At 58.0% G+C, this 19,528-nt stretch carries 9 protein-coding genes; 3 read left to right on the top strand and 6 right to left on the bottom strand.

Annotated features, from left to right (window positions below):
* Window positions 1-269: 269 nt before the first annotated feature.
* Genes OPU67_RS10315 through OPU67_RS10290 form a run of 6 tightly spaced genes read right to left on the bottom strand, consistent with a single transcriptional unit; the run spans window position 270 to window position 10,796 of the window.
* Complete coding sequence (locus OPU67_RS10315) at window positions 270-3,047, bottom strand: DEAD/DEAH box helicase (RefSeq protein ID WP_267619450.1); 2,778 nt, start codon at window positions 3,045-3,047, stop codon at window positions 270-272.
* A gap of 9 nt (window positions 3,048-3,056) precedes the next feature.
* Window positions 3,057-3,557, bottom strand: a complete 501-nt coding sequence (locus OPU67_RS10310; RefSeq protein WP_267619449.1) for a hypothetical protein — start codon at window positions 3,555-3,557, stop codon at window positions 3,057-3,059.
* Window positions 3,554-6,760, bottom strand: a complete 3,207-nt coding sequence (locus OPU67_RS10305; RefSeq protein WP_267619448.1) for a hypothetical protein — start codon at window positions 6,758-6,760, stop codon at window positions 3,554-3,556. Before OPU67_RS10305 ends, OPU67_RS10310 begins: the two co-directional genes overlap by 4 nt.
* A gap of 12 nt (window positions 6,761-6,772) precedes the next feature.
* Window positions 6,773-7,762 carry a hypothetical protein gene (locus OPU67_RS10300; protein ID WP_267619447.1) on the bottom strand — a complete coding sequence of 330 codons (990 nt, stop codon included), beginning with the start codon at window positions 7,760-7,762 and terminating at the stop codon, window positions 6,773-6,775.
* Window positions 7,762-10,506, bottom strand: a complete 2,745-nt coding sequence (locus OPU67_RS10295; RefSeq protein ID WP_267619446.1) for a DUF499 domain-containing protein — start codon at window positions 10,504-10,506, stop codon at window positions 7,762-7,764. The genes OPU67_RS10300 and OPU67_RS10295 overlap by 1 nt, the downstream gene beginning before the upstream one ends.
* A 2-nt stretch (window positions 10,507-10,508) precedes the next feature.
* The gene (locus OPU67_RS10290; protein ID WP_267619445.1) at window positions 10,509-10,796 is read right to left on the bottom strand and encodes a helix-turn-helix domain-containing protein; all 288 of its coding nucleotides are present in this window, start codon (window positions 10,794-10,796) and stop codon (window positions 10,509-10,511) included.
* A 350-nt stretch (window positions 10,797-11,146) separates the two neighbouring features.
* Between OPU67_RS10290 and OPU67_RS10285 the strand changes: the two genes are divergently transcribed.
* The 3 genes from OPU67_RS10285 to OPU67_RS10275 all read left to right on the top strand — a co-directional run bounded on the left by OPU67_RS10285 (window position 11,147) and on the right by OPU67_RS10275 (window position 19,523).
* Window positions 11,147-14,152, top strand: coding sequence for a helicase-related protein (locus OPU67_RS10285; RefSeq protein ID WP_267619444.1), 3,006 nt, complete (start codon window positions 11,147-11,149; stop codon window positions 14,150-14,152).
* 2 nt (window positions 14,153-14,154) lie between these two features.
* Window positions 14,155-16,032, top strand: coding sequence for a hypothetical protein (locus OPU67_RS10280; protein WP_267619443.1), 1,878 nt, complete (start codon window positions 14,155-14,157; stop codon window positions 16,030-16,032).
* A gap of 92 nt (window positions 16,033-16,124) precedes the next feature.
* Window positions 16,125-19,523 carry a TM0106 family RecB-like putative nuclease gene (locus tag OPU67_RS10275; RefSeq protein ID WP_267619442.1) on the top strand — a complete coding sequence of 1,133 codons (3,399 nt, stop codon included), beginning with the start codon at window positions 16,125-16,127 and terminating at the stop codon, window positions 19,521-19,523.
* Window positions 19,524-19,528: the final 5 nt, after the last annotated feature.

The raw sequence follows: 19,528 nt of genomic DNA, 5'->3' as shown, positions 1-19,528 counted from the left end.
AGAGGGGCCAGAGGCATTCCTCGACGACCGATAGACAGTCTCACCGCTTCACGCCGCGGCCCTCACCGGATGGATACAAGAAACCCACATGTCGGCGACGCGCTTCGGCCGCCGTGCAGTGGGTGACCCGCGGTTCGTTCTCGATCTGCGCTCGGGGCGCAGACCGCGGAGGCGGACTGTTGAGCGTGTGGAGGAGTACCTTCGGGACGGTGGGGGATAGTTTAACTTCAACCTTCTTCAATCAGATCAAGTTGAACCTGCTGTTCAGGCTAATTCTTACACCCATCAATTTCCACATATCCAATCAAATCCGCAGAATAGCTGCCATCGTCTGTGGCTAATCCCTTGTGCTTGAGCTCGCGCTGGAGCGTCGGCTCGACCACATTCCCGAAGAGCTCCAGTCTTTCCTCGGCCGTTAGGAAGGGGTTAGCGACAGGTGCGTTTAGATACTGGCCCGACTGCCTTTCGACAGCGGGCATCCGTGTGCCGTCTGGTTGCACTGCAATGGTCTGAATCGTGGTCCGCCGCTCCCCATTTGTGAGAGCCGACTCCACAATCCAGAACGACAAGAGTGTCGGGCTGATGTCGTTGCTGGATACGGAAAGACCCAGTTGCTCTGGCGCCAGCCCCCTCCAGCGGCCCAGCTCTTCCTGAACCAACGGGTGGTCCAAGCCGAGCAATTCGATGCCTTCCTGGCTCGTGGCGACATCACGATCGAGCGTGAAGCGCGCCTTGCGTAACCCATCAGCGGCCGTGAGATCGTATGTCTGTTCATCCACCTTCGTTAGCCGCTCATGTCTGTCTGGAAGGGAAGACGACATGAACTGGACGATCCGCCCCATGCCGGTCGAAACGTCGGAAAATGGCTGATATTCGTCGAGGCTGAATCCATCGAGGTCCTGGAACAGATCAAATACGACCTCCCGAGCCTCTCGGGCATTTGATAGTGCTGCCTCGAGCTCGACGGTTGTTCGCTGCAGGCTGGGGTCCGACAGGGCCTCCTGATAGACACGGTCGTAGTTCAATCGTTCGGACAGCTGCCCCAAAATCTGGGCTCTTAGATCCTCGGCGACATTGCCCTGATCATCGACCTTGCCCAGTGTTCTGGCGATCTCAGTGAGCTTGTCGTCCAAGAGCAGGAATATCCGCCCCTCGATCGTGTCGGAAAGAACCAGATTATAGACCTGTGCAGTATGTGCTTGGCCGTAGCGATGGATGCGCCCGATCCGCTGCTCCATATCCATCGGGTTCCAGGGCAGATCAAAATTGAACAGGATACGGGCAAACTGGAGATTGATCCCTTCACGCCCGGCGGCGGTGCAGACCAAAACACGGGGTCCATCTTTCATACGGAAGCGGCGCTCAGCCGCTGTCTTGGCGCCGTGATCGCCACCGCGAAGCACAACGACGCCTTGGCCGGGATAGACCTGCTCGATCTCACGGGCGATCAGATCAACAGTACCGAGGTAGGTCGCAAAGATGACGACCTTCTCGCTAGGATTCTGACGCCACAGAGTTCCTAACCCATCCAGCAGCTTCTGGACCTTGGTCTCGCGTGATTGCGGAAACGCTTCGAGCAGGTCGCCGATGCGCAACCGCTCCTCCGGCAGATGAAGATCCACGACGGACGAGGCAATATCCTCGACGTGTGACGCGGCGAACTCGCTACCATAGGGATCTGAGGCCATTTCTAGGGCGTCATCGTCGAGCTTTCTCACAAGCCGGTACTTGAGGTCTGCCATCACCCGATCGACCTCGCTGCGCCCAATCGGGTCGCGACCGAGGTCCCACTCGAGATGGATCAGTTCGCGCGCTTCATCGTAAAGGCGCTCGCGACCCTCGATATCAAGCTCGCGATCCCGGAGAAGGGCTTCCTTGAGCGTCAGCATCAGCAAACGTCGCTTCAGAGTCCGACGGACGGCAGCGAAGCTCGAAGCAGCGATTTTCTGGAAAATCGCCATCAGGAAGCCCAAGGCCCGACCTTGGTTTCCCTTGCGCTTGGCCAAGTCAAAACCGTCCTCGAGATACTCCCGTAGCTTCTCGTAAAAGCGGCGCTCTTCTTCCTGCATCAGGAAGGACTCGGTGTGGACCCAGCGCCTGGCGAACAGCGGCTCACCGTCGGGCTTGCAGGCGTCCGCCTTGGTCCGGCGGTACATCACTGTATTCAGCCGGTGCCTATGCTCGACCATCTCCTCTGGACCGCCAAACAACGTCGGATTTAGCAGCTGGATGAGCATCCAGAACTGGAAGTGGTTTCCCTGATGCGGGGTCGCGGACAGGAGAAGGAGGTCCCGGGTTTGGCCCTTCAGAGCCTCCGCCAGTTTGTAGTTTTCGGTCTTTCTGACCTTGCCGCCTGTTCGATAGGCCGTCAGGTGGTGGGCTTCGTCGAATACCACTAGATCCCAACGCGGGGCTTCCAGAAGGCGCTTGATCCGGTTCGGCCGCTTCAATGTGTCGATGCTGGCAATCAGCAGGTCGTGCTTGGCGAATGCGTTGGTCTTGCGGTCTGTGATGTCGCCCTCAGACCCAAAAACCTCAAAGTCGAGATTGAATATCTCGTTGAGTTCACGATGCCAATTGTTCACCAATCCGGCCGGCACCACCATCAGCGCGCGGTTGAGTTCGCCGCGGCTGGCAAGTTCTCTGAGGACCAGCGCGGTCTCAATCGTTTTGCCTAGACCGACCTCGTCAGCGATTAGGAACCTGCGTGGTGAAGCCGTCGCAATCCGGTGTGTAAGGACCACCTGGTGCGGCAAAAGGTCGATGCGGGCCGATGTCAGCGCCGATGCGCTTTCCAACAGCGGTAGGACATGCGCCTCGTAAGACAGCCAAGCTTTGCGTGCCCGATCCTCGGTGCCTTCAACCGACCGAAGAATACGCTCGGTGCGGGAGAGCTCGAGCCGTACCGCAGTAACCGGCACGCGGCGCTCGCCGACACTGAAAAACGCGCGGAGGTACCCGTCACGAGCAGGGTCAAGGACAACGCCTTGGCCAAATTCTGGATGCGTAATCCGTTCTCCGGGCTGCAATTGGGATGATGAAACCACGCGTCGGCCTCAGGTAATTCGCAGATGGAAGAGGCCTGCGGGCTTGGCACCTTCACGCAGCAGGATTTCCTGCGGGTACTCGTTGGCTTCACCCCACAGAATTCGACCGAAGGCCAATAGGCTTTCGGTATGCGGTGCAGCGCAGCGCCATTCGACGGAGTCTGTGGCAGGGTGAAATTTGATGCGCCCGTGGCCTGAAGGCAGCCAAAAGATCAGCGCGGCCTCACTTTCATAATGTGCTTGGAATGAGAGAATCGCGTCTTTGACTGTTTCGCCCAGCCATGCCTCGGCATCACCAGGTGCCAGCAGATCAAGGCTACCTTCCAATCCTGCAACGACCATGGTGTTGTTCTGGTTGCTGGGCAGGTCTTCGGGCCAGCTCCTTGCCGACTGTAGGAACTGACGCAGGCTCCAAACCTCGTTGGCCATACAGACCTGATTGCGGGCTTCTTCATCCCAAATCCAGCTGGTGCCGCGCCGCTGCCAGACGGTATCGAGTGTATGCTTCATAGATCATACTCCTCGAACAACGAGCCCTGCTGAGGCTTGGTTGCCTGAGATGCGGCCCAGGAATTGTAGATCGTCACCGCACGTGATGCAGCATTACGGCTAGCTTGGTCCGGACCATTCCGTTGCAGCCATTCCAACAGCGGTTTCAGCGCCACGTGGGGTTTGAAGTTTTCATTCTTCAATGTGTCGGACGCATTGATACCGCTGCCATCGAAGCAGGACCCAATCAGCACCAACGCTTGGTCTAGGTCTGATGTCAGCCGGCGCTTGTGTTTGCCGGACCAATCACGAGCAAAGTCGAGGGGGTTTACGCGGGTGAACACCTTGCTCTTTTCCGAGCACCAGCCACGCTGTTCGAACTCGTCAGGTGTCGTGATCGAGCCCTTGAGGAACTTCTGGAGCTGATCTCGTTTCATCTCGGTGGCGGTGCCGAACGTGCGTAGGAACTGGCGCGTAATCGGCTCCGCGTTGACTGGTGGTGGCTCCTTGCCCTTATCGGCATCCTCATCGATGAGCTGGTTGATGCCGACGAGGGCATCCTTAACGGTGATCGGCCTCCCTTCATCCACATAGACCTTGCCATAGTGACGGGAGAAATACTCCAGCGCCTTGCCGCGCCTGATCACCTGAATGTCGGCGGCTGGCAGACCTTCCTTCGCGTGATTTTCCAGCATTGCCTGCAGCTGGCGTACGTCAGCCATAACCTCTCGCCGCATGCGGCCCCAGCTGACTGGTGTCGGTTCCTCAGTGCGTTTACGGCAAACGTGGATGATGTCGTACTCAATGGTCTTGGACCCAAACTCTCCGTCGCCTTTGGTCTCGTCGGACCGGATCGGATAAGTTGCTTCAAGATAGTAGCCGGCATCGAAAAGAGACTCGAGCACGGCAACCCAAGGCTCGTCTTCGCTGTGGTGGAAAGTGAATGCGAGGATGCCTCCAGGCTTCAGGATACGGTGTGCTTCACGCCAGCATTGGGTGAGGAGCCTCTTGTAGAAGCCGTCGGGATCTTCGGGTTCGCGGGCACGATTGGCCACAGCCTCGAGCGACTTTGGAGTATACTCAGCACTGTAATACTCTGGGTATTTATCTTTCAGGACGAGGCGGAGCCAGACATAAAAGAAATCGGATAGCTCGGAGTAATGTAGCAGGCCGCCGAACGGCGGGTCTGTGATAACCAGATCAAGGCTGCCATCCGGTACCTGACTTAGGTCAGTCGATGAGCCACAGAAAGGTTCGGCTTCGCGAACGGGATCTGACGGATAGACTTTGAAGCTTTTTCCGGAAATCTTGCTGGCAAGTTCAGAATCTCGACGCTTTAGGCCCTCGGCACTCACCGCCTCCCACGGTTGAAAAGCCCAATCGCGCCCCTCGATCACACCTTCTACACAGGATGCCCAGTTTCCGCGTCCAAGCGAGGGAAAGACACAGTTTTCGACGACATTATTTTTTGGATGGAAGTTATTGTTGCTCATATGGGGAACAAGCTTGTCGTATCCCACATCCCAAAAGCAGAAAGAATTTTGATTCCTTAGGTATTGCTGAAATGCCCCCAGTACGAATTCGCGAATTTTTTCTGCATAATGACCGGAGGTCGTAATGGATTTCAGTATCAGGGCATTAACCAGAAGCTGCCTAGGGTTGAACATGGTCCACCAATGGGTGAATCCATAATTTTCCCTGATATCGCTATTCGCAATCGCAGTCATGAAGCCGTAGGGTACTTCTGATCTTGGCCAATAATCTGCCAGATCTGCATTTTTGCGAGCTTCCCATTCCCGAACAGAAGCATCGAATTGATTGGCCATGCGCACATCAAACGGAGCAAAAAACCGGCCGTTATATGGCGCACCCGAAGCATCGCGCTTGGGGGCATAACCTTGGATTGCATAACCTGCCATTTGACCACTTTTGCGCGTGGCCTTAATCGAAGTCATCACATCCTGAACGTTACCACACGCCCCACAGGTGAAGTTGGAGCGCTTCGGAACGGAGCCTGAGGTGGGATTGAAGGTTATCTTAGTTTCAGGGCACGTTACCTCGTCGGGTAACTTACCTCGCACTTCCAATAGGCGAATAGTTGACGCGCGCTCTTTGTTCCACCTTGACGTTGATTCTAAATCGTCTTGCGCGGACCCGCCCAAAGGATGCCCATCTGAATCTTGCTTCGAACAGCCCATAAGCCATTCAGGGTGCACCAGCAGGGTCAGCTCAACCTTTTTATTGGTGCCTTTACCGAGATTTGTCAGTTCGGTTTCGCCACATTCGGGGCACACCACACCCTTTTTGCGGTCAAGGGTGGAGTGCGGGTACTCGGATGGTGCAACATACAGCGGCACGTCAGGTGCCATACGCGCTGCATTTTCTTCGACATGGAACTCCGTGCCGCATTTCCGGCAGGTATGCTCCCAGTGTTTTACACTGATCGTCTTAACCGCCATCACTGGGCTGGTCATGATGGGCGTACGATGGCCGCAGCCGGTAACCTGACAAGGGCCGTGCTTGGACCAGAAGGTGTAAATCACCTCAGGGCCTTCATAGCCGTATTCTGGCCTCTGCTCCGGCGCTAGCGACAGCGGGTCGAAATCGACCGGCATCGCGCGCTTTGATGGCAGGTGGGTCCATTTTCCCTTTTCGCCATTCGGACCATCGCAGTAATAAAACGGCATGATCTGAGGCTTCACCTCAGCTTCGATGTCGGCCAGCAAGCGCTTGACCTCATCGAGGTCAACATCGGCCAGCTCTTGTTTCACCACGAACCATGCTACAGGATTAAGGTCGTTACCAATCATCTGCATCCCGAGACGGGAACCTTCAACTAGCGTGGTACCCCCGCCCATGAAGATGTCTGCGACCTTCAACTGCTTGAACGCACCCTTCTTTTGGTGATTGGCATAATAATTATCCCACACCAACTTGGCAGAATGTGACTGATCCTCAGGCGCCTTGGTGGCAGCTGCGATTAACATCGAGCGGAATACACTCGACCGCCGCCGAGCCCACCATTTTGACATCTGGTAGATAGGTTTGCTCGCATTCCCCTCAATGATCGCTACCTGATTGACCGGCAGGATCGGGAAATCGACTTCCAGGCAGGTTTTCGGACGATTGGGATCATTGAAATCCACCGTCTCATGCGCGACAGCCTTGCCTGCGCCGACGGCCTTCGCGACTTCCTGCGCCAACATTTCCCTTTTCGATGCCATGTGGCGCAATCCTTACTTGGTAATCTCGACGAAGGGAGAGAGCACCTCAAGCAGCGAGAGGCCGCCGTGCGTCAAAGTGGGATAGCCGCCCTGACTCTTCCACTTCCACCGGCCCACCGCCAAACGGTGTTCGCCGTGTGGGCTGTGGATCTGAAGCGCGACTGGAGGAACAAAGGGGCCCGTTTCGCCGCTTCCCTTTGAACTTCGCCTGCTGGCAAACGTCGACTTCAGAAATTGACCGACCTCGCCGTCTGCATCAGGGAAGTAGCCGGTCGCTGCATAGCCATGATCTGACGTGATGACTAACCGACGACCGGTTGCAAGACGTTCAACGAATGACCAGAAATCGTCGCTGTTGAGCTGATCGGTAGCGTCACGGATCAAGGTATCAAGCCCTTGACCGGCGACAGCACCATCGTGGACCTTAGTGTCGGGCCAATGGTGCCAGAAGACCCAGTTCTTCGAACCGTTGATCAGGCCTTCACAGTCTTTCCAAGGCATATCAACGCACTCGGTGACGGCGGGCTGAAGCTTATGCGCCATGCCGCCGCCGTTGTTTTGCAGCTGGCTCCGGCTGCTGAAGCCAAGAGCCTTCGCAAATTCATTGGTTTCTCCGGGTAGCTCGGAAGCGTTTGCGGAAACCTCATGCAGCGTGAAGCCTCGCTCCTTGGCGCCTTGTAGCAACCATGGCAGTTCACGCAGCGAAAGGCCGTCCAAGATGAGCACAGCTTTGGCGCTGTATGGTTCCGACCACCAGCGCGCGAGACGATCCGAATTGCGTTCAACGGTTGAACCGAAGCTTTGCCATAGATCCCAAGCGCTGGATGACAGAAAGTGATCGAGCACTCCGATCTCGCGGTCGCGCTTGATCACCTCGCTCGGTGCGTTCCCAGCCGCCAATGGCTTTGAAGCGATCTCGACAGTCCTATCGATAATGACGCGCCATGCATCTTTGTCGGAGCTTTTGGCCAAGCTTTCGAGAATCGCTGCATCTAGCGCCATCAATCGTCCTCCTTCTCGAGGCTGATCTCAAAAGTCATTCCATCCGGCAGCTTCTTCAGAAGCTCCTTGAGCTGGGCACCATTGGCCGCTGACACTTTTATCGCCACCTCGGCAACCTTCGTGGCCGGGCCGATACCCCAGCCTTCAAGTTTGCCGATCAGATTGAGCGGTGAGGTGGCGGGATTGTTGAGAGGAATTCGAGGTTTACCCCCGGGGGCTACCGGGGTGCCGCCGAAGATACCTCCGGGAGTTGGCTGTGCCTCGCCGCCGGCACCGGTGCTGCCACCGAATGGACTGGGCTGCGGCGTTGTGGCACCACCGAAAAGACCGCCAGCATCACCCCCACCTGTTGGCGTCGGTGTAACGGGCGTACTGCCACCCGTTGTTGGCACTGCCGATGGCGCCATGAGGAACACCTCATCGAGCTGCCGACCGGTGTAAGAAAGCTTGGGGCGAAGGCGTTTCCACGCTGTGTCTTCATCTTCCCCTGGCTGTGTCTGCAAATATTCCATGCCGCGCAGATTGATGGCGATCTTGCCCTTTGCGCACAGACGAAGGATGCGTTCCTTCATGGCCGTCTCACCGAGCCAAGGTATGCAGTCCTGACCCGCAGGCCGGGGTTCCTGCAATTCACGAAGCAGCTTGCCAACGGCCGAATTTTCCGCCGCAGCCTCCAGGACCAGATCTTCGAAATCTTCAGGCACGAACAGATCGTTGACCAAGGCTTCTTCAATGCCCTCAGGAATCTGAGCGCCTTGCTTCTTCAAGCTCTCAACGCTGAACACGCATTGGCTTGGGTCCGCAAAATTCCAACGATGCAAAACTGCGAAGCGATCAAAGCGCTTCTTCAGCATATCGCGAAGCGCGCTTTGGTATTCGGTGTGGAGCTTTTTGTATTCCGGGCTCTGACCGCTCCATTCCTGCGCCTTCATTTCGGCACGAGCCAGGATCAAGAGGTCTCGATCCTGGTAGGCGTTTAGTGAACCAGAACGCGGGAGGAGAAAACGGATCGTGTTGCGCCGCTTCTGCAGATGATCCTTGAGCCAACGGCCGAGGGCGGGAGCGATATTCTCGGGTTCTTCAGGCAGCACCAAGATCGGCAGGCGTTCATCCCAGCGATCCGGTTGTTCTGTTTCATCGAGAGCGGACCATGGATCGGTCTGCCAAGACTTCGGCAACGCGATAACGCGGAAAACCTTTGCAACCTCATCCGTGCCGCCGATTACATAGCGCACTTGTTTGGATAGCTGGGCTTGATCGGCTCCGTCGGTGAACAGTTTGTCGTTTCGTGCGCACGCCATCAATTTTGCACGAGGGTTCTCTTCCTCGCGAAACACAAGCCGAGGGCCGTCTTGGTGAATGTTAAAGCTGTTCTCGACGATGGTCGATAGCTCCACCTGAAACGCATTGTCATCGACGACCTTGTCGCGCGTGATATCGACCTGCAGTGTTGTAGGCTCTGCTCCAGCCAAATTGCCGACAGCGATGGATCGGAGCCACAACGCGCCCACAATCTCTTGAAGATGAGGAGCGAGAGTAGCGTGGTTCGACACCGCTTCCGTTACTGAAATGATGTTCTGCTGGGCCTTGGCCCGTAGCGTTCGATGATGCTCATTGGACACAGAATCCAATAGAGCGCCGATGCCTGAAGCATCGTCGTCCAGGCGGAAATCCGCGGCCGTGAGAACTGGCGAGGTTTCCCCGCGGCTCTTATACAAATTCGCCAGAATGCGGATCATGTCGCGCGTTTCCTGCGCGTCGGTCGCAATCAGAACTTGCTCTTCAAGCAGTCGCAGGAGGTGTGGTGCGTAAGGCCATGACTCGGTAAATTCGGTGCGTTTGCGGTCTTGTTCCGACGGTGGGATGTCCTGCAGCCGGAAATATTCTGCGACGTGCTGCGCAACCAGCGCTTCAATCGTTCCATTTGCAATCTGCAGGCGGTTGTCAAAAAGGCGATGCAACAGCATTCGCCGGCGATCTTGCTGGATCCGCTCAGCGTTACCGCCAGCCTTGAAGTCAATGGCTACCGGGTTGACGCGGTGCACCTGCTGGTATGCGTCACTACCGCCGTTGCGAACGGAGATCACGAGCACGAGCAGATCAGGCCGATCCTTGGCAATCTCAGACAGAATCTGAATGAAATTGAATGCCCAATTCTTCCATGGGTATTGCTTGGTATTCGTGAGGCCGTCGTACCAAGTCTGAAATTCGTCTAGAAGCAGCATCGTCGGTGCGGCTTCGAGCATCTCCATAATCAGCTTGTCGGAAGGGATATCGGTCTTCGCCACACCCATGCCTTCCCACTTGCCCTTGATATAAGACCCGTGAGGATGCCGATCAAACAGAAGATCCCACAAAAACTTGTATCGCTGGCGGTGCAGGCTTTCACCGATCACCTGCATCCCGTCGCGCAGCGCGATGTTGGAAATCTTTGGATCGCGTAGGGTTGTTGCCCAGGAGTTTAGCCAAGCGCCAGTCGAAGCGGCATCATTCACCGCATGAAATAGCGCAGCCATCAAGTGCGACTTACCAAGCCCACGCTCACCAATAACGACGACCGGGCGCCCCTGGCCGGGGCCGACCGCCTCAATACCCTTGAGTAAGTCGTGGGTCGGGTACGTGATATTGAGGAATTCCTGAGCAGCGATTTGGGTCGCGCCGGTATTGGAATCGTTCGACAGCTCGATCGCAGTGCCCTTGAGGCGCTTGCTCCGGAATTCTTCTCGTAGCGTCAAGCCGAGCATGTTCAGTCTTTCTCCCCGTCCGGTTGGCTGTCGCGAACAATTTGCCCCTTCGCGTGATCATTCATCCACTGAATGAGGTCTGACCGTTGAAAGCGCCAAGATCCTCCAACCTTGAACGAAGGGATTTGACCCTCAGTCGCGAGCCGATAGATCGTTCGCTCAGTGACCTTTAGGAACTTGGCCACCTCGCGAACAGTCAGAATTTCCTCGATCATTTCACCCTCATGCGCTCTATCGGGTAAAATATTCAAGAATTTTCCGAACGGCCAGCAGTTAGGGGCGCGGGCCATCGATAAAGTCCGTCGAGGTTGCGCCTTCAAGGCCACGATGCGAAATTCAGGCGGTCACACGGGCAAACGGAAAGCTACGAGGTCGGCCCCCAGAAAGCCCCCGCCCCCCTGTGTTCTTCCGTTTGTCACCAGGATAGGCGCACATAAAGCGCTTCTGACTATCAGCAACAATATTAATGGTTTACTGCCTAGAGAGACTTGACGGTCAAGATGCTCTCCGGCGAATATCGATGCTCGCGACTTGGAGGATGTCTTTGCAACACGGTACCCGCGTTAGGCTAAAAGGCGATCCATCGTCGATCGGACTGATCACGGACAAGCCACCGCTCGAGAGGGCAGGGCGCGTGTTCATGGAGATCGAGCTCCCCACAGGCCGACGGACGGTGCCGCTCATTGAGCTTGAGGAAGTGCCTGAGGTCGCCGATGCGCTAGCCGACCTTGCAGCCGGCAAGCTTTCCGCGCCCGAGGATCTGCGCCGTACACTCACACACATGCGCATGACCGGCAAGCTAGCCGACATCATCTACAGCATTGGGGCAACCAACACTGAGTTCCATGCCTACCAGTTTAAGCCGGTCCTCAAGCTTCTTAATTCACCCTCGCGAGGCGTGCTGATCGCGGACGAAGTGGGTCTCGGCAAAACCATTGAAGCAGGTCTCATCTGGACCGAGCTCGTGGCACGATTTGATAGCCGCCGGCTGCTCATCGTCTGCCCCAAGCCTTTGGCCGAGAAATGGCGTGAGGAGCTACGCTCGAAGTTCAATGTCGATGCCCGCATCTGCAACGCAGCCGACCTCCTCGATCGGATCAAAGACGATCAGGTGCGGCGCGAGGGGTTTGCCGCGATTGCCTCACTCTCGGCGATACGTCCCCCCAAAAACTGGAACCATCCAGATGAGCCGGCGAAGGGGCCGCGGGCAGAGCTAGCTCGGTACATAGCCGATGCTGAGGAAGAGCTCTTCGATCTCGCGGTCTTCGATGAAGCCCACCACCTTCGCAATACTGAGACGCTCAACCACAAGCTCGGGAAGATGGTGACCGGAGCATCCGACTACTCGGTGTTCTTGTCAGCGACGCCGATCAATCTGCGGGCGAATGACCTGCGTGCGATCCTCAAACTGATCGATCCCGAGACCTTCGAGCGCGAGTGGCTCTTCGATGTGCTACAAGCGGAGAACGCCCCAATGATTGCCGCTTGGGAGGCTGCTCGCGACCCTCGCACATCGATGGCAGACCTCATCAAGCTGGTCGACCAACTGCCCGAGGGCCAAGTGCTCAAAACAGGAGGACGCCTTAAGCGTCTGCGCCACGAGCTCGCGCAGGGCATGGAAGACAATCCCGCCAACCGCGTGGCCGTGGCAGCCCGCATAGAAGAGATGTCGCTGCTCGGGTCAATCATCAACCGTACCCGCCGACGCGACGTGGCCGAGTTTCGCGTCGAGCGTCGCCCCCAAGCCCCACGCTGGCCAATGTCAGAGGCGGAGCGTGCTTTCTATGATGCCGCCACGCGGCGCATCGAAGAATATGCCTTCACTCATGACATTAATGAGCGGTTCCTACTGGCACAAACACAGCGCTTCCTCGCCTCGAGCCTGCCAGCTGCCTATCGGCACTGGGGGGAACGCAGCGGGTCGCTTGAGCTCGATGAGGAAGACGATGACCGGCCAGCGGCGAAGGTGCCCGGGCCGCTAATTCAAGCGCTGGGTGAAATCTGTGATGATCCCGAGACCCTTCAAGAGCTCGAAGCGTCTGATACGAAGTTTGACCGCCTGCTCGAATGGATCGGCCGCATCCTCGAGGGAGACCCAAGTCAGCGCATCATTGTCTTCTCCAGCTTCCGTCGGACGATCTCTTATCTAGCGCGCCGCCTGCAATCTGCTGGACGTAGCGTCATCGAGCTCCATGGCGGGATCAAGGACGACCGCCAGGCGACGATAGCCCGCTTTGCGGACTCGCCGGGCGGCACCATTCTGCTGACATCAGAAGTCGGCGGCGAAGGTCTAGACCTTCAGTTCTGCCGAATTCTCTTCAACTGGGATCTCCCCTGGAACCCGATGAAGGTTGAACAAAGGATCGGCCGAATTGACCGTATCGGTCAGCGCTCACCGTCGATTGAGATCATCAACCTGATCGCCGAGGATACGATCGAGGAGCAGGTATACACTCGGCTATATGAGCGCCTAGGCATCATCCGAGAAGCCCTTGGCGATTTCGAGCCAATCCTCGGCGAGATGATCAGGGACATCGAATTGGTCCTAACGGATCCCGAGCTCAGTCCTGAGAAGAGGGAGGCTGAACTCAATCGCGCTATGCAGGCGGCCGAACAGCGCAAGCGCGAAAGTGAAGAGCTCGAGCGCGAAGCGCCTGGACTCGTGGCCCATGGCGACAGCATCCTGCAAAAGATCAAGGACGCGCAGGCGCCCCATAAGCGTCTCACTGCCGACGATCTGCGAGACTACGTCTCTGCGGTCTTGACGCACAGCTATCCTGGCACCCGGATCGAGCCGATCCCCAATCTCGATGTCGATGCATACGACATACGCCTGTCGGCCCGAGGGCAAGCCGATTTCGAGCGCTATCGCTCGCAGCATATTCGGCGGTATCCGACGAAGTTCAGCCGCGATGCCGCGACCGGTGTGAAGGTCGTCTTCGGCAGCAATCCCGATCCTGTGCGATACAGAGCACTAGAAGCCGTGCCGATGACCCATCCGCTGGCGAGGTTCTGCGCTCGGATCCTGGATGAACGGCAAGTGGGTATGGCCCCGCGCCCAGCGACCGCAATTCGTATTCGAAAGCCTGATGGGCTCAAGCTCAAGTCCGGGACATATGCTGTAGCCGTCGAGCGCTGGTCGATCGACGGGCTTCTGCCGATCGATCGGTTGAGCTTCTTGGGCGTGCACCTTTCAACCCACGGCATTGTCCAAGAAGACGATGCCGAGCGCTTGCTGATGGAGGCCCTTTCTACTGCTCCCCAGCTGCGTAGCGTCGAGCGCGACGAGCTCCATTTGGCGCATGAGACAATAGCGGAACGGCTTCGGCCGGCCCTCGACGCCGCCTGGGAAAACTTCCAGGAGGCAACGGCGGCAGACCACTACGACAGGGTCGATACGCAGCGCGCGCTCATCGTTGAGCATAAGGAGCGTCGTCGCCGAGAGGCGCAGGCGAAGATCCTCGACCTCAGGCTAACAGGTGGAGACGGCCGCATGCGCATTGCGCGCGCTGAGCAAGGCAAGCTCGACAAGTTCTTGGCTCGGATGGACGCAAAGCTCGATGAGATCACGGTCCGCGAAAGGAAGCTGGAATTCTACGACCCAATCCTGGCGGGCATTGCTCTGATCACGGTTGAGGCGCGGTAAAAATGGGGAAAAGGGGGCAATCCTTCAGCTCATTTGAAGAGGTAGCGGAGGCTCTCAAGGGCCTCAAAGGCTCGGCTCGGAGCGAACCAAGCAAGAAGGCGGTCAGCCGTGCAAAACCCGCTCCGCTGGTGGAGAATGACTTCGCCGATATGGAAGCGGCGATGTTGGCTAAGGGGAGCGAGCAAGCTTCAGCTCTTCCGCCGAAAGGCAAACGAAGGGAGTTCGAAGTTCAGCATACCGATCGAGGGCGTTCCAAGCTCGTCAAAATAGAGACTCCGGCTCCGCTCCCTGATCAGATCAAGGGTGGGCTATTGCCCAAGCGGCCACCAGAAGAGCGAAAGAAACCTGAGGTGATCACACAGGCGCCCCAGCCTGAAGTGGTTGCTGAGCCAAATGCCAAAGGGTCTCAGAAAAAGAACAAGCCTGACAAGAAGGGCAGACTGCCAGACTTGCCCAATCGCGTGACTGGAAAACTCAGGCCGAAGGGCGACAAAGGTGCAAGCGCCGGGCCGATCAGTCAAAAGCCCCCATGCCCTCCGGAACGTCCCAAGCAGGCACCGCCCACGGCGAAAGACCTTCTTGGGAAGGTCCAAGCACTGTTCAAGGTTGCGCCGCCACCGATCGAGAAACGGCCTCAGCGTGCATTACCTTGGGTCCGCGCCGACATCGAGGCAAGCATCGCGCTGGGTGCAGAGACGATTGTGGCACGTCCTGGACCGTCTGAACCAGGATATATCATCGGCTGTGACTTCGGGACCAGCTCAATCAAAATCGCGGTGCGTCAGCCCTATAAGGCGGGCAATCCGGTTGCGGCCCGCCCGGTGCCCAACCTCCTGCAATCCAATAGCCACCCCTATCTATGGCAAAGCGTGCTGTGGTTCTCACCTGAGACCGACGCCTTTTCTCTCTTACCTGGCAAAGGCATGGTCGCGCTGGAGGGCTTTAAGGCAGGCATTTTGGCAGAAGGCGGCGGCGAAAGAGTCCTGCCTGAGTTTCCTGTGACGCGAAACGAAGCCGCAGCGGCCTTCTTGGCTCTCCAGCTTTCACATTGCCTGGGATGGTACGAAAAGCACCGCCCTCTGGGCCTAGATGCAGCGCGAAACTTCCTCTCGATCAACATCGGCATCCCGGTTGTAGCCCAAGATCAAAACAGGACCTACCGTGACTTCAGACATATCGTGAGTGCCGCACGCGGCCTCATGCCGCATGCAGCTTGCCTCACACACGCCATGGTGCGGAAAATCTACCAGGCCTCGACCCATGAGCTACCTGGCGGCTTTGACCTCGTGCCCGAGCTGACCGCAGCGATCACCGGGTACGCAAACGAGCCTTTCGCCAACGACGGCGCGCATATCCTCATTGATGTCGGTGCCTCGACCCTTGATGTGGTCGCCTTCAACCTTGTAGAACGCGTGCGCGTTGCTGCTTTCGCCGCCGAGGTGAAGCTGCTTGGAGCCGCAGCTCTCGATGCAGCGCGCAGTAGCGGCTTCTCCGACGATTTGTTCAGATTGGCCTGCGCTGAGCAATACCGCGAGGTATTGAACCATGCGCGTCATCCGAACGTCGCGCCGCGCAATTTCGATGCGACACTGCGCCGCAGCCCTGTCCAGCTCATTTCGATTGGGGGCGGCTCGAAAACGCCGGTGCACAAAGAGTTCATCACGCGGGTTCGCCCAACCTTGGGCGATCTCAAGGTCATCCAGCCAAGCCCACCAGCCCACATGACGAGCCTCAAGTGCGATGCATCACGGCTGCTCCTGGCCTATGGCCTCACGTCAGATATTCCGGAGCAACTCGAGCTACGACGCCCTTCTGAGATCCCGCCAATCCAAGATCACCGCGGATCCACAGTGTCGTTCATCTCAAAGGACGTCGTCTGAAGCGCAATGACAGTTTTTGACGTCATTGGTGTTTAGAGGGTCGCCGCGCGCGGAAGAGTTAAGGGGCACGGCCCCTATCAGGGGGCACGAAGATGCAAATTCAAGATGGCAGCGCTCGGCTCAGTGCGTCCGACCTCGTCGGATATTTGAACTGTCGCCATTTGACCCAGCTCGAGCATGCCGCCGCGCGCGGTGAGTTCACGCGCCCCAAGTTTTTCGATCCCGCACTTGAAGCGCTTTGGGAGCGCGGCAAGCAACACGAGCTCGCTTATGTTGAGCACCTGCGGGCTCAAAGCCTGTCAATCGTTACCATCGAAGGCGTCGACGTCAGTGATGAGGCCGTCGCCCAAACCATCGCTGCGATGCGCGAAGGCGTAGACGTAATTGTCCAAGGTGCCTTGCGCGGTGGATCTTGGGCCGGGCGTGCCGACATTTTGCGGCGTGTCTCCATGCCGAGCCAGCTTGGCGACTGGTCCTACGAAGCAGCTGACACCAAGCTCGCCCGAGAAACCAAGGGCGGCACGGTGCTGCAGCTGTGCCTTTACTCCGAGCTGATCGGCGAAGTGCAGGGGACTATGCCGCTTTTCGCCAGCGTGATCCCGCCGTGGACCGACTTCGAGCCCGAGCGCTATAGGATTGCAGATTTCGCAGCCTATCATCGCCAGGTGAAGCAGGGGCTTCTGGGGGCGATCGGAGCTGAAGAGCCTCCGCAGACTTACCCCGAACCAACCTCGCATTGCGATATCTGCACCTGGAACACGCGGTGCGACAAACAGCGCCGCGACGACGATCATCTTTGCCTCGTTGCGGGTATCTCGTCGCTGCAGATCGCTGAACTCAAGGACCACGGCATAACGACAGCAACGGCACTCTCTGAGATGCCCTTGCCTCTCCCATGGAAGCCCGAGCGCGGGTCGAGAGAGTCGCTGACGCGGGTCCGAGAACAGGCGCGGATCCAGCTCGAGAGCAAGGCCAGCGGCGAGCTGCGCTACGAAATGCTCGCGCCGGTGGCTGGATTTGGGCTCAACTGCCTGCCTGAGCCCTGCGATGGTGACATCTTCCTCGACTTCGAAGGCGATTCCTTCGTCGGTCAGCATGGCCTCGAGTATCTTTTGGGGTTCCACTTCCGCGAGAATGGCGAACCGCAATATCGCGGCCTCTGGGCCTTCGACCGGACAGCAGAGAAGGCCGCCTTCGAGACCTTCATCGATTTCGTGCTTGACCGACTGCAGACCTACCCGAACCTCCACGTCTACCACTATGGCGGATACGAGCCGGGGGCACTCAAGCGTCTCATGGGCCGCTATGGCACCCGCGAGGACGCATTAGACGCGCTGCTGCGCGGGCTTGTCTTTGTCGATCTTCTCAGTGTCGTCCGGCATTCGCTGCGTGCAGGTGTCGAGAGCTATTCGATCAAGCGATTGGAGCCGCTCTACGGCTATGTGCGCGACGCCAGCCTGCCTGACGCCAACCTTGCGCTAAACCGCTTGCAAGTCAGCCTGGAGCTCAACGACGCAGCCGGAATCTTGCCGGCGGACAGACAAACCGTTGAAGCGTATAATCGCGACGATTGCGTCTCGACCGAGGCCTTGCGCGACTGGCTTGAGACGCAGCGAACGAAGCTGATCGAACAGGGCATTGAGATCACGCGGCCGGAGCCAGGCGATGGCGCTCCCAGCGAAAACCTTTCCGCGTGGCTCGAGCGGATTACCCCCTTGATCGAGCAGCTTGTCGCCGATGTCCCTGCCGATCCCGAGGAGCGCAGCCCCGAGCAGCATGCACGCTGGCTCCTGGCCAATCTCCTCGAGTGGCATCGGCGCGAGGAAAAGGCGACTTGGTGGGAGTACTACCGCCTTTGCGACCTATCGGCCGACGAACTGCTTGACGATCGTGCAGGCCTGTCGGGCCTCACCTTCATTGAAACGGTGGGCGGCACGGCCAATTGTCCGATCCACCGTTACAGCTTTCCCGTCCAGGAAGCCGATATTCGGGCGGGCAAAGGGCTCAAGGCCGTCGGCGGCAAAAGCATCGGCACGGTTGAAGACATCTCCCGTGAGGAGCGCACTATCAACATCAAGAAGACTGCTGCGATGGCGGGGGAGCACCCGACAGCCGTCTTTGTGCATGAATATGTTTCGTCGGAACCGATGCAGGAGGCCCTCGTCAGGCTCGCGACTTACGTGTGCGAAAACGGCATGGAGGGCGGAGACGCTTATCAAGCGGCGCGCGACATGCTGATGCGGGTCGCGCCGCGCATTGCGGATGGCAGCCCGCCGCGGCTCGAAAGTGAAAAGCCGCTCGAAGCCGGGGTCCGCATCGCCCCTCTCCTCGCCTCGGGTGTGCTCCCGATCCAAGGCCCTCCCGGGACAGGCAAGACCCACACAGGCGCGCACATGATTTGCGAGCTGGTTCGGCAAGGCAAGAAGGTCGGTATCGTCGCCAATGGTCACGAGGTGATCCGCAACCTTCTCAACAAGGTCATCGAGGTCGCCGAGAAGACCGGCACGCCATTGGTCTGCATTCAGAAGCCCAAGAGCGGCTCCAAAGAGGAGGCAACAGACCGGCTCCGGTTCGCGAAGAAGAGCAATGCCGAAGTTTTCGCTGCCCTCCAGGCTGATTGCAGCGTTGCTGGCGGAACCGCGTGGCTCTGGTCGATCTCCGATGCCTTCGAATGTCTCGATGTCCTGTTCGTCGATGAAGCGGCGCAAATGTCGCTCGCAAATGTCCTGGCTGTGTCGCAAGCGGCGAAATCGCTCATCTTGCTCGGCGATCCGCAGCAGCTCGACCAACCGATGCAGGGGAGCCATCCAGATGGGGCTGGTTGCTCTGCGCTCGACCACCTCCTTTCGGGCAAGCAAACCATCGCAGAGGATGAAGGCCTGTTTCTCGACGTCACATGGCGGCTTCATCCGGAGATCTGCGCCTATACCTCCGAGCTCTTCTATGAAGGGAAACTCTCCTCCAAAGACGAGACCTCAGGTCAGCGGGTGAATGCCCAAGGCATTGCAGGCGGCACAGGTCTGAGGTTCATCCCCGTCGAGCACTCCGGTAATCAGAACTGCTCACCAGAAGAGGCTGACCTTATCGCCGACCTTGTGACCGAGGTCTTGGCGCAGGGCGCAACATGGACCGGCCGCGAAGGCGAGGAAAAGCCGCTCGGGATCGACGATATCTTGATCATCGCCCCCTACAATGCGCAGGTTTTCGAAATCCAGCGTCGCTTGCCGCAAGCGCGCGTCGGCACGGTCGACAAGTTCCAGGGCCAAGAGGCGCCGATTTCGATCTACTCGTTGGCGAGCTCATCGCATGCCGATGCGCCGCGCGGGATGGAGTTCCTCTACAGCCTCAACCGGCTCAACGTCGCTACCTCGCGCGCGAAATGCGTCACAATCCTGGTTGGCTCACCCCAGGTCTTCCAAGCCGAATGCCGAACGCCGCGGCAAATGCAGCTAGCCAATGCCTTCTGCCGCTATCTCGAATGCGCACAGTAAGGCGC

Source organism: Erythrobacter sp. WG (assembly GCF_026586795.1).
GTDB lineage: Bacteria > Pseudomonadota > Alphaproteobacteria > Sphingomonadales > Sphingomonadaceae > Erythrobacter.
Note: the sequence above shows the minus strand (reverse complement) of the source record. Positions and strands in the feature narration are given on the sequence as shown.